Origin of the sequence: Halalkalibacter sp. APA_J-10(15) (genome assembly GCF_023017105.1) — a bacterium.
Classification (GTDB): Bacteria; Bacillota; Bacilli; order Bacillales; family Bacillaceae_D; genus Halalkalibacter.
Map to the genome: position 1 here is coordinate 74535 of NZ_JALKEV010000018.1, position 13373 is coordinate 87907.

Genomic DNA, 13373 nt, shown 5'->3' on the forward strand with positions numbered 1-13373 from the left:
GTTATGAATGATAGTTATATTCTAGCTATAGACCAAAGCACCTCTGGGACAAAGGCTCTTCTTGTAAATCGACAGGGTTCAATAATTGCAAAAGAGACAGCAATGCACAAACAAATATATCCTCAATCGGGTTGGGTAGAACATGACCCGATTGAGATATATGAAAATGTAAAGAAAGTAATCAATAAAATAGCTCGGTCCAATCATGAAATTATAGACAAAATGAAGACCCTTACAATAACGAATCAACGGGAGACAGTAGTTGTTTGGGATAAACAAACCGGCAAACCAGTTTACAATGCTATCGTCTGGCAATGTCGTAGAACGACCGCGGTATGTGAACGCTTAAAACAAGAGGGACATGAAGAGACGGTTCGTACGAAAACAGGATTAACAATCGATCCTTATTTCTCTGCATCAAAAGTAAAGTGGATTTTAGATAATGTTTCAGGAATAAGATCGCGTGCACAGAAAGGTGAACTTTTACTTGGGACAATTGATAGTTGGTTAATTTGGAAACTTACACAAGGTAAGGTTCATGCCACAGATGTTACAAATGCGAGTAGAACACTGTTATTTAATATTAGGTCAATGAATTGGGATGAACAGTTACTTGAAATCTTTCAAATTCCGCAGTCAATGCTACCTGAAGTACAATCATCTGATACTTATTTTGGGTTAGTAGAAGATAGTGTTTTAAAAGTACCTCCAGTTTCCATATCAGGAGTAATAGGAGACTCGCAAGCGGCTTTATTTGCTCAGCGCTGTTTTGAAAAAGGGATGGCGAAAGCAACTTTTGGTACTGGAACTTCCGTAATGGTTTTTACAGATCAATTGGAAGATGTGAATGAAGGTTTAGTTACTTCTGTAGCTTGGGGATATTCCGGAAAGATTCATTATGCGTTAGAAGGAATCATCAATACAACAGGTGACATTATCCGTTGGATGAAAGATGATCTTACCTTATTTCATAGTTTTGAAGAAGCGGAGCGATTAGTGGGAAAGCTTGAGAATAATGGAGGAGTTTATTTAGTTCCTGCCTTTGTTGGATTAGGAGCACCTTACTGGAGTCCGAGTACACGAGCTGGAATTATAGGGATGAGTAGAAATACTAGTAAAGCTCACATTGTAAGAGCGGGACTTGAGAGCATTGTTTATCAGGTAAAAGATATTTTACAACTAATATATGAAGAAACAAATGTTGAGGTCAAAGAATTAAGAGTAGATGGTGGTGCAACAACAAATGTGTTTTTAATGCAATATCTTGCTGATGTACTTGGAATTAAAGTGATTGTTTCATCTGTTTCGGAGTTATCTGCTTTAGGGTCAGTCTATCTTGGGGGGTTAGGTACGGGTATATGGAATTCCGGGGGGGAAATCAGCAAACTCAATAGAGAAAAGCGGGTCTTTAAGCCGAAAATGAGTCAAAAAACTAGAGAAAAATACTATTCGGAATGGAAAAATGCTATTCAATCGTTATTAATATGAATCATTATTTTCTTGATTAAAATCTTATATTTAGATAATCTATCGGCTATAAATGATTTCGTATTAATTTTGTAAGCGCATTATTTCGATCTAGGTTTAAGTAAAAACCTACGTGTAATGATAGGGAATTTTTCTATTTGGCTAATAATGATTCTTTAAAATCTAATCCATTATCTAAAAATGCTTTCATTTATTTAAGGAATAATTGTTTGATATAAATTTAGAATATTCACAGAGATTATTCCGTTTTAGAACGAAGTATCACATTACTCTAGTATAAAAATAAGATTGGAGGACTGAAACATGAGTTACGAAAAACTTGCCAAGCAAATTGTTCAAGAGGTTGGAGGGAAAGGAAATATTCATAGTGTAATCCACTGTGTTACACGGTTAAGGTTCAAGCTTAAAGATGAATCTCTTGCGAATACAGAGGTTATAAAGGGCTTAGATGGGATCATGACTGTTATACAAAAAGGTGGGCAATACCAGGTAGTTATTGGTGATCATGTTCCGATTGTTTTTGCGGAAGTAACAAAATTAATTGGAAAAGATGTTTCTGAGGAAAGTGAATCTACTGATACATCTTCTGAAGAGAGAGGTAGTTTATTTAGTAAGTTTGTCTCACTCTTGTCAGGTATATTTATGCCTATAATGGGAGTATTGGCTGCCGCAGGTATCTTAAAAGGGTTTTTAGTTGCTTTAACTGTCCTTGGGTGGATGTCTGAAGATATGGGTGTTTATACAATTCTATTTACTGCTTCAGATGCTCTCTTTTACTTTTTACCGATTTTACTAGGTTTTACGGTAGGTAAGACATTTAACACAAATCCATTTATCACAGCTACTGTTGGGGCTTCCCTTGTTTATCCTACGATGATAGATATATATAATGCAGGTGAATCTTTAACTTTTCTTCAAATACCGGTTGTGCTAATGAATTATACGCAGTCTGTTATTCCAATTATTCTTGCTGGATTTTTAGTAGCAAAATTTGAGAAAGTACTTCTTAAGGTTATTCCGAAAGCGTTGCAATTAATTTTTGTACCTTTATTTATTATAGTGACGATTGTTCCTATATCATTTATTGTAATTGGACCACTGTCTGTAAATGCAAGTCAATTATTAGCTGATGGGGCTATGGCTTTGTATAGTTTAAGTCCGGTAATTACAGGTCTGTTGCTTGCTGGAATTTGGCAAGTTGCAGTTATGTTTGGTCTTCACTGGGCGTTTATTCCGATTATGATCAATAATGTCTTTACTATCGGTTTCGACCCAATTAATGGCTTATTATACTGTACAGTTTTTGCACAAACAGGCGCAGCTTTAGCCATTGTTTTCAGAGCAAAAGAAGCCAAACTAAAGTCCTTGTCAACAACAGCGACAATTTCAGGATTTCTAGGGATTACTGAGCCGGCTATCTATGGTGTAAACTTGCCACTTAAACGTCCATTTCTTTTCGGGTGTATAGGTGGAGGATTGGGTGGCGCAACGGCAGGTTTTTTCAGTGCAAGTATGTTTGGAGGCTTTGCATCTGGAGGTATCTTTGGTATACCGATGTTTATTAACCCTGAAGGTCTTTCATTACAATTTTATGGATTTACCTTATCGTTACTTGTGGCTTTAGTTACTGCATTTGTTTTAACATATTTGTTTGGTTATAGTAGAGAGCTTGCGGTAAAGCAAATCGAAAAAAAGAGCACATAAAATCCTTTTTAATAAGCAGAATTTCATAGAACTTTAACTATAAAGTGTAAATAGAAAGAGGGGATAGTTTAAAAAACTATCTTCTCTTGCTATTAAATAGGAGGGAGATTTCATTTTGATAAAATTAAGAATTTCAGATAATAAAAAGCATTTCGAAACAGACAAAGGGAAAAAATTCTTTTATTTAGCTGATACAGTATGGAGTACTTTTACCAACGCTACGTTAGAAGAATGGAATGATTATCTTGACTATAGAAAAGAGCAAGGCTTTAATGTTTTACAAATAAATATACTTCAACAATGGGACGCTAGTGAGACGGATTTGAATTTCAAGCCGTTTGAATATAAGGAAGATGGTAGTTTCAACTTCTATAATCGAAATAATGCTTACTTTGAACGAGCGGAAGAAATGGTTTCTATGGCAGTTGAAAAGGGGTTTGTACCTGCGCTAGTCCTATTATGGTGTAATTATGTCCCAGATACTTGGGGCTCAGAAATTAATAATATAAATAATATGCCAATAGAGTTAGTGGAGAATTACGTAAAATATGTGGACGATAAATTTTCGAAATATAATCCGATTTATTTAGTTAGTGGGGATACGGATTTCCCGACACAAAGAGCAATAAAGTATTACTCCTTAGCTATGCGGACGATCAAACAATTAAGTCCTCACTGCTTAACTACCTTACATATTAGAGGTAGACTAATGGAATTACCTGATGAGTTAATGAATAGCAATGATTTGGATTTTTATATGTTTCAATCAGGGCATAATATACAATTTCAGAGTATGTCGTATGAGCTTGCAGAAGAATTTAGTAATAAACCAATAAGAAGACCTGCGCTGAATTCAGAGCCGTGTTACGAACAAATGGGTTATAGTAGGAATCGATACGGTCGCTTTAGTCGATTTGATGTTAGAAAATCAGCTTGGCAAAGTTTATTATCAGGTGCTGAAGCAGGCATTACCTATGGAGCACACGGTATATGGAGTTGGCATAAGAAGGGAAAAGGGTTTGGATTAGTAGGAGAGGCATTTGATAGACCTTATGAATGGAGAGATGCAGTTAAGTTTGAAGGTGCTTGGGATTATGCATTTATGAGAAAAGTATTTCAATTATTTAAGATCAATAACTTGCAGCCTTTAGATATCTTGTTAAAAAATACGGAAGAAATTAGAGTTGCTAGTAGCGATGATGAAATGAAAATCTTGATATATGTGCCAGTTAACACAACTGTTAAACTAAATATGCTTCTTGAAGACTATGATTTTACAATTATAGATTTAGAACAAAGACGCTTTGGTGAAACGAGCGTAACCTTTGAAGATAATAAAACGGTGTTTGATATGCACAGTTTTAAATCTGACGTATTAATTATTGGTGAAAAAGCACTCTAGGATACTTGGAGTTGCCTAATTGAGAGAGTAATGATTGTTTCTTGATTTTGAAGCTATTGTTCATTAAAGAACAAAAGGGAGGTACGAAAAATGCTAGATAAATTATTTAAAAAGAAACAAAAAATAGAGCAGGAAGAATTTTTTTCTCCTCTTGCTGGAGAATTAATATCACTCGATCAGGTTTCAGATACTGTCTTCTCAGAAAAAATGATGGGGGATGGTGTTGCTATTATACCTGCAGAAGGTGTGCTTGTATCTCCTGTTGAAGGAGAAGTGATTCAAGTTTTTCATACAAAGCACGCTATTGGAATTAGATCTCTTACCGGTTTAGAAATCCTTTTCCACGTCGGGTTAGAAACAGTAGAACTCAATGGGGAGGGGTTTAATATTTTAGTTGAAGAAGGACAAATTGTTAATGTTGGAGATTCTTTATTACATTTTGATATTCCGTTTTTAAAAAGTAAAAACAAGGAAATTGTTACACCAATAATCATTACTAATTCTTCTCAAAAGGTAGAGGAGATTGTACAGGTTGAAAAACAAAAAGTTTCAAGATGCGATAGACTATTTGTTTGTAAGTTGAAATAATTCAGGAGGTAATATTAAATGAATCAAACAAATAATAGATTTCCAGAAATGTTTATGTGGGGCGGTGCCACTGCTGCTAATCAATTAGAAGGTGCTTATCTAGAAGGTGGAAAAGGTCTCAATTTAGCAGATGTTCTACCTGGTGGAAGTAGCCGTATAAAATTGTTAAATAAACCAGGGTTTAACTTTGAAATTGACCAATTAAAATATGTCTATCCTAACCATGATGGCATTGATTTTTATCATAGATATAAAGAAGATATTGCCTTATTATCAGAAATGGGATTTAAAGTCTTCCGTTTAAGCATAGCATGGTCACGAATTTTTCCGAATGGTGATGAGTTGGAACCCAACGAAGAAGGATTAGCATTTTATGAACGAGTTTTTGATGAACTTTTAAAATATGATATTGAACCAATAGTAACAATTGCTCACTATGAAACACCACTTCATCTTATCAAAGAGTATGGTGGATGGAGAAATAGAAAATTGGTTTATTTTTTTGAAAGGTATGCAACTGTACTTTTCAATCGTTACAAAGATAAAGTAAAATATTGGTTAACATTTAATGAAATCAATAGTGCAACTCACATGCCTCTTTTAGGACTGGGATTTTCACCGGATAGTGAAGAAACTCGGTTACAAGATAGCTTCCAAGGACTCCACCATCAATTTGTAGCTAGTGCTAAAGCAGTAAAATTAGGGCATGAAATTATCCCAAATGCTCAAATTGGTTGTATGCTTCTTTATGCAACTACTTATTCGTATGATTCAAATCCGGAAAATGTAATGCACGCACTAGAAGAAGCTCGTATTTTTAATAATTTCTGTGGCGATGTTCAAGTTAGAGGTAAATATCCTTCATTTATTAAACGCTACTTTAAGGAAAATAATATTAGCATCGAAATGGAAGATGGGGATTTAGAGTTAATAAAGGAAGGAACAGTAGACTTTATTTCATTAAGTTATTACATGTCTAGAACGGAAAAAAAATCTAAGACACTTGAAGAAGCTGGGGAAGGTAATCTCATTGGAGGAGTTAAAAACCCGTTTTTAAAATCAAGTGACTGGGGTTGGGAGATCGACCCGATTGGACTTAGGATTGCTCTAAATGAACTTTATGATCGCTATCAAGTACCACTATTCGTTGTTGAAAATGGTTTAGGTGCATATGACAAGGTAGAAGATGACGGGACCATTAATGATGATTATCGCATTGACTATTTACGCGAGCATATTAAAGCGATGGGGGAAGCTATTAAAGATGGGGTAGATCTTATAGGATATACTTCTTGGGGGTGTATTGATTTAGTAAGTGCATCAACCGGTCAAATGTCTAAGCGTTATGGATTTATTTATGTCGACAAGAATGATGACGGTAGTGGAACGTTGGAGCGTAGTAAGAAAAAATCATTCAATTGGTACAAAGATGTTATTGAAAGTAATGGAAATGTAATTTAAATATATTTGAGGGTTGATAAATTATTGCTCCATCGAGTATCAGTTTAGGATGGGGCATACGGGAATGGGCGATACCCTTGATTTTTACAAAGAAATTAAGATTACGCCAATGCCGTACGGTCAATCATTATCGGTGCTTGCACTTGCGGAGTATTTGAGAGAGTTTATATAGGACGAAACACCATCCATTTCATTACTAATGTAGCTTTGATTGGATGGTGTTTTGTTTTAAACATTTATTTATCAATTAAATGGTGATTTTCACGATAAAACTTTGGAGTAACTCCGATAAACTTCTTAAAAACTTTTGTGAAATAACTTTGATCTGTATAATTTAGTAAAGAGCATATGTCTGAAATAGGGGTATTGCTATAAGCGAGTAGTTTTTTAGCTTCTTCTATTTTTATTTGCTGTATATACTCACTAATAGTGATGCCCACTTCCTTTTTAAATAAAACAGATAAGTATTTAGGGCTTAATTCAACTCTCTTAGCGATTTGCTCATGTGTCAAGTCTTCATAAATATATTTAAAAATATAATCTTTACAGATCGTTATTGTTCTCGAATGACGGTCATTCTTTACTTGTTTCACTTTCCTTGCAAACGTATAAAGTACATCTCTCGCAAGCATTCTGATATCATCTAAACGATTTAATTCCTCTAACTGTTGGATGAAGCTGTCGTGTAACGAAAAAGCAACCTCTTCATGTAAACCTCCATCAATTGACGCTCTAGAAACTAACGTAATCATTGTAATAATATGATTCTTGTTAGAACGGAGATAGCTTGATTTAGAAAGAACACTAGCTTCTTCTTCCTCTTTTGTATATGGGAACTCTTTTAAGTCTTCCACTCTTCCTTCTCTAATAATGGATAGAATATTTTTCTCGAATAGTCGATCATGATGAAAATTGTTTGCTTGTAGATTATGTGAAACAGTTAAATTGACGCTTTGGATAGATTTACTGTCTTGTGGGAGGCTAGAGTCTTCAAACGAAACCGATGAAGAAGAAACGAGTATATTATTAAACAATTTAAAGGCTATTATGCTTATATTGACGAGCTTATCTGGTTTAATAATCGGTAATGATTGATAATACTGCAAAACACTTCCTCGATAGAAGAACGCTCGAAAGTCATTAATTATACCAGATATTCGGTCTTCTGAGAATGGATAGGATAAGCTTGGACCAATAATGACGGTTCCATAAAATGTTGTCTTTTTTACAATACTTAGTAATATAAATTTTTCTGAAAACGCAGATTTTCTAATAACAGGAGTGTTGAATTGAACTTCAGGTTTGAAGTTCAATGGATTAAATAGTTTTTCTTTTTGATTTTCATATAAGGGATTTAAAATTTGACCGCTATAGTTTTCATAAGTAACTTCGCCATTTGTATTTATGAAAAGAACTGGCATTTCAAATGCCTCTGCTATGATCGTACATTTCTCTTTAATTTGATCGATGGAATTCTTCATTTTAGGTACTCCCTTGTAAAAGTAATAATGGAATTTTTAATCGTAGATGTTTATTTTATTTACTATTAATATTCAGAAAATGATAAAAAGTCGACTTACTTCAGTATAATAATCTTTAAAATTTAACCTTATAGTACCAGAAAAAGAACTCAATTACCATAAGAGAAAAAAGGATGGTGTTACTTTAAAATTAATGGACATGTGCGCTAGCTTTTTTGCTTGTTCTTATTTTTTGAAGATAATTTACGTGGAGGTGTTGATTACAAATGAAACATAAAAATCTAGTTATTAGTGGGTTTCATCCAGATCCTAGTGTATGCAAAGTTGGAGAAGAGTATTATTTGGTGACTAGTTCTTTTGAGTATTTTCCAGGTGTACCAATCTATCATAGCGTCAACTTAGTGAATTGGAAGCAAATAGGTTATGTATTAACACAGGAAAGTCAATTACCTCTAACTAGAATACATTCATACACAACTTCACAAGGCATTTATGCACCTACCATTCGTTATCATAACGCTAGATTTTATGTAATTACAACGAACGTAACTGTAGGCAAAACATTTTATGTATGGGCTGAGGATCCTAATGGGCCTTGGTCGGAGCCAGTAGTTATTGAGAATTTGAGAGGGTTTGATCCATCTTTATTTTTTGATGATGATGGGAAGGTGTATTTAACGTATGCTCATTTTCCTGGCTTCGGTAATGATGGAATCTTCCAAGCAGAATTGGACATAGATACAGGGAGGTTATTAAATGAGCCAGTTTTGATTTGGCATGGTACTGGAGGTCATTCTCCTGAAGGTCCTCATTTATATAAAATAAATGGCTGGTATTACTTACTCATTGCAGAAGGAGGTACAGAATATGGTCATATGGTTACGGTTGCTAGAAGTAGAAAACCTTTCGGAGAATATGAGAGTTGCCCTAATAATCCAATAGTTTCTAATAGAAGTAGCGATAAACCGATACAAGGCACTGGTCATGCTGATTTAGTACAAGATCATAATGGGGAATGGTGGTCGGTTATGCTGGGATTTAGACCTGTAAAGACTTCCAAACTTCATCATCTAGGCCGTGAGACGAACCTTGCACCGGTTGCATGGGATGAGGATGGTTGGCCTAGTATAGGTTTAAATGGGCAAGTAGACGTTGAATATGATGCAAGGTCTCTTAAAGTAGTAAACAAAGAGAAAGGTGAGGACAGAGAAGACTTTAGTAATCATAACCTTTCTCTAGAATGGAATTTTTATCGAAATCCACTAGCTGAGTCATGGTCGTTAACAGAGAAGCCAGACAGACCATTCTGCTTCTCCATGATGCAGTACCGCCGCCGAGGCAACATGTCTACCGCTAGACAGTAAGTGACTCACACGGTTCGTGTACTCATTTAAATATCGATAATAGCGAAACTGCGGATTTTTTCCTCTAGCATACATATGAGGAGTGTATGTTCTTCCAAAAACCAGTGAAGGAATTAATGAGGAATCAGATCGACTGCGATATTCTTCCTTGTGATGCAATCATAGCAGGTGTTGAGGTTGAACACGGAAAACTTATGTCTCATAATGAGACATTTGATTGCTTAATCATTCCTTATAGTGAAGCGCTACCTATGGATGCCTTAAAAAGCTTTGTGGATCTTGCAAAACAAGATTTACTGATTTACTTTATCGATGGTCTTCCAAAATGTTCGAGCGAGGGCGAGCGAATTGATGATATTGTTATGTTTTTAGACGATAGAGAAAATGTTAAAGTCATTGGACTCGATGTTCTTGCTCAAACAATGAAAGCAGCTGGTTACTATGACATAAGAGTAAGAGGTGAGGCCCCTCATTTGCGTTGCTATCATTCGAAGCAAAAAGAAGTAGACGTGTATATGTTTTTTAATGAACATCCCATTGAAAGTATTGATACAGAAGTAGAGTTACCAGTTCATGGAACTATTTTATTCTATGATGCCTATGAGAATATTGTGTGGGATGCACAACAAATAGAGAAGGAATCCATTTCATTAGTATCTCTAAAGTTAGTACCATTTGAAACAATCTTTATAGTGGTGGATAACAGTTCAGAGTTACAAGAGTTAGAGTTGAGCTCTACTGTGAAACAATTACAAACGTCGTTAACGATAGAAGGGTCTTGGTCGCTTTCAACAGCAACTTCGATGCAATACCCTACTTTTACAACTAGGGGTGAATTAAAGTCTTTACTAGATTTAAGTCGTGTAGAAGGATTACAATCGTTCTCTGGAACAATGCGTTATAAAAAAGAAATTAATTGGGTACATGAAGATGCACGTATTTGGATAGATCTAGGAGATGTTTTTGAAATAGCGGAAGTCTTTGTTAATGGGGAATCTGTAGGTGTACGTCTTCAAGCTCCATACCAATTTGAAATGAGCAATTATCTCAGAGAAGGTATCAATACTATCCAGGTAGAAGTGACAAACACTCTAGTGAAAGAAAACAATGATATGCTTTCTCGTATTGGTCATCATGAGCCAAGCGGATTAATTGGACCAGTTCGTATATTGAAGGAAAAATAATAAAGTAGATAAAACAGGGATTACATTTGTAATTCTTGTTTTATTTTGCTTTTAAAGAGTTATTTATTTCTCTGTTAAAAAGGAGTCGTATTATTATAAGAAAAATACTTAAATACCATAACGGTAAATATTAAGGTGGTATCATCTTTTGTGTAAGCGCTTTGAATATTGTTGGGGATTTTTAGTTGTAATAAAAACAATAGGAGGTTAAAAATGAGAAAACTGATAAATATAAATGAATCCTGGCAGTTTTCTAAGGAAGAAATGGCCGAAAGGAAGGACATTTCTTATCACGATCAAGACTGGGTTACATTGTCTTTGCCACACACGTGGAATGCGATTGATGGAGCAAATGGTAATGATTTCTATAGAGGGGCATGTTGGTATCGAAAAGTGCTTTCATTACCTATTGAAGAACAAAATAACCGTATTTATATTGAATTTCAAGGAGCGAATAGTGTTACAGACGTATATTTGAATGGTCAACATCTCGGTCAACATCGTGGCGGTTATTCTACATTTCGATTTGATTTAACAGAGCATTTTGCTTTTGGTAAAGCAAATGTATTAGCTGTTAAAGTAGATAATTCACACTTTGATAATGTGTATCCATTAAGAGCTGATTTTACCTTCTTTGGAGGAATATATCGAGATGTCAATTTACTTGTTGTGAATCCCATTCATGTAGATCTGTTAGATTATGGTTCGCAAGGTGTGTATATAGTACAAGAAAAAGTAAATAAGGAGCAAGCTGATTTACATTTACATGTACGAATTACTAATGAATTACAAGTAGAAAGTAAAGTTAGGTTATGTGTAGATCTATTTGATCAAAATGGCGACCATGTTTGCTATCGTGCAGCGGATGTAAAGGTTGATAGTAGAGAAATGAAACGAGTAGATGTAGGCCTGACGATTTATAATCCGAAGTTATGGAATGGACTGAAAGGAGCACACATGTATGAAGCGCGTGTGTCTTTACAGCAATACAACGATACATTAGACGAGGTCATTGTACCATTTGGTGTTCGTTATTTTAAAGTAGACCCAAATGAAGGCTTATTCTTAAACGGAAAAAAAGTTCGGTTAAATGGTGTTGCACGTCATCAAGATCGTAAAGATATGGGTTGGGCCATCACGCACGAAGAACATGATGAAGATATGGAATTGATAAAGGAAGTAGGTGCAACATCTATACGTTTAGCTCATTATCAACATGATCAATATTTCTATGATTTGTGCGATCGTGAAGGGATGGTTGTATGGGCAGAAATACCATTTATTACTGAGATGTCTGAAACAGAATTAACAGGAGAAAACGCTAAATTACAACTGGTGGAATTAATTCGTCAGAACTTCAATCACCCTTCAATCTTGTTTTGGGGCCTGCAAAATGAAATTCAAATAGGCAGTAAACATGAACAAGAGGTTCGAAAAGTAGTTCGTGAATTAAATGAAATAGCGAAGAAAGAAGATCCAACGCGTTTAACTACGATGGCTAATGTCTTTATGATCGATGATGAGGACGAATATAACTACATGACAGATATTATAGGTTATAACAAGTACTATGGTTGGTACAATGGAAAGGTTGAGGATTTTGCACCTTGGTTGGATAACTTTCATGAAACGAATCCTCATATAAGTCTTTGCGTTTCTGAATATGGTGCTGAAGGAATTATTGAATACCATAGTGAAGAACCAAAGGTTAAAGATTATACAGAAGAATATCATGCACTTTATCATGAAAAAGTCTGGAGGATCTTTGAAGAGAGACCTTACTTATGGGCGACATATGTATGGAATATGTTTGATTTTGGTGCGAATATTCGTGATGAAGGTGGTGTAAAGGGTAGAAATAACAAGGGGCTTGTTACGTATGATCGAAAAGTGAAAAAGGATGCCTTTTATATGTATAAAGCTCATTGGTCTGATGAAGCTTCTTTACACATTGCAGGAAAGCGATACATTGAAAGGATAAATGACGTAATAGATATTAAAATATACACGAACTGTGAGAAAGTCACTTTGTACGTGAATAGTCAAAAAGTTGAAACTGTAGTAGGTGATAAAAAAATTGTAGTATTTCAAGATATAAAATTGGAGGAAGGCACTAATCACATCGTGGTTAAGGGAGTTTCAGAAGGTGAAAAGTTTGAAGATCAAGCATGGTTTGAAAAAGTGTTAGAGCCAAATCGAAGCTATGAAGCCCCAGTCGATGATACAAATGAAAGGGTTGCTAATTGGTTCGACATACCGGAATATGATGACGATGAATTAATTGAAGAAGTTGAGATACCAGAAGGGGTTTATTCCACAGGAGATACATTACAAGAACTGATGGAAAATGAAGAAACAAAGGCAATTGTTGTTAAGACATTAGGAGATATTACGAAAGTTCCAATGTACGGTATGATGAAAGGATTTAAAGTAGATATACTCGCATCAATGGCAGATGAAAATGAAGAGCAAGATAGTCAGTCATTATTTAGTGAACAGAGATTAAAGCGATTAAATCGGGATTTAATTAAGATTAAAAAGTAAATTAGCTTTGTATAAAGTAAGGCAACCATTGCTTTTAAATAAGGATTTCTTCTATCGCGGATAGAAGAAATCACTTTACTAATAGTGTATTCATTCATATAAATATTTCATGTTAAAGATCAATTATTTGCAACATTTCAATAGATGAAAAAATAAT

9 protein-coding genes are annotated in these 13373 nt (G+C 34.8%); 8 read left to right on the forward strand and 1 reads right to left on the reverse strand.

From position 1 onward, the window contains the following. Positions 1–3: 3 nt before the first annotated feature. The 5 genes from glpK to MW695_RS18710 all read left to right on the forward strand — a co-directional run bounded on the left by glpK (position 4) and on the right by MW695_RS18710 (position 6643). Positions 4–1488, forward strand: a complete 1485-nt coding sequence (gene glpK / locus MW695_RS18690) for a glycerol kinase GlpK (protein ID WP_247107018.1) — start codon at positions 4–6, stop codon at positions 1486–1488. Positions 1489–1791: 303 nt separating this feature from the next. Further along, positions 1792–3192, forward strand: coding sequence for a PTS transporter subunit EIIC (locus MW695_RS18695; protein ID WP_247107019.1), 1401 nt, complete (start codon positions 1792–1794; stop codon positions 3190–3192). 115 nt (positions 3193–3307) lie between these two features. Beyond that, positions 3308–4594: a glycoside hydrolase family 140 protein gene (locus MW695_RS18700; protein ID WP_247107020.1), complete on the forward strand. Its 1287-nt coding sequence runs from the start codon at positions 3308–3310 to the stop codon at positions 4592–4594. A 90-nt stretch (positions 4595–4684) separates the two neighbouring features. Next, entirely contained in the window at positions 4685–5182 is a 498-nt protein-coding gene (locus MW695_RS18705; protein ID WP_247107021.1) for a PTS sugar transporter subunit IIA, read from the forward strand. An 18-nt stretch (positions 5183–5200) separates the two neighbouring features. After that, complete coding sequence (locus MW695_RS18710) at positions 5201–6643, forward strand: glycoside hydrolase family 1 protein (protein ID WP_247107022.1); 1443 nt, start codon at positions 5201–5203, stop codon at positions 6641–6643. A 236-nt stretch (positions 6644–6879) separates the two neighbouring features. Here the strand turns inward: MW695_RS18710 and MW695_RS18715 are convergent, their stop codons facing one another. Next, positions 6880–8124 (reverse strand): helix-turn-helix domain-containing protein, encoded by a 1245-nt coding sequence (locus MW695_RS18715; protein WP_247107023.1) that lies wholly within the window; start codon positions 8122–8124, stop codon positions 6880–6882. A gap of 266 nt (positions 8125–8390) precedes the next feature. Between MW695_RS18715 and MW695_RS18720 the strand changes: the two genes are divergently transcribed. The 3 genes from MW695_RS18720 to MW695_RS18730 all read left to right on the forward strand — a co-directional run bounded on the left by MW695_RS18720 (position 8391) and on the right by MW695_RS18730 (position 13216). After that, positions 8391–9488 carry a glycoside hydrolase family 43 protein gene (locus MW695_RS18720; protein WP_247107024.1) on the forward strand — a complete coding sequence of 366 codons (1098 nt, stop codon included), beginning with the start codon at positions 8391–8393 and terminating at the stop codon, positions 9486–9488. Between the two features lie 86 nt (positions 9489–9574). Further along, complete coding sequence (locus MW695_RS18725) at positions 9575–10672, forward strand: glycosylhydrolase-like jelly roll fold domain-containing protein (RefSeq protein ID WP_247107056.1); 1098 nt, start codon at positions 9575–9577, stop codon at positions 10670–10672. 213 nt (positions 10673–10885) lie between these two features. Continuing rightward, entirely contained in the window at positions 10886–13216 is a 2331-nt protein-coding gene (locus MW695_RS18730) for a glycoside hydrolase family 2 protein (protein WP_247107025.1), read from the forward strand. Positions 13217–13373: the final 157 nt, after the last annotated feature.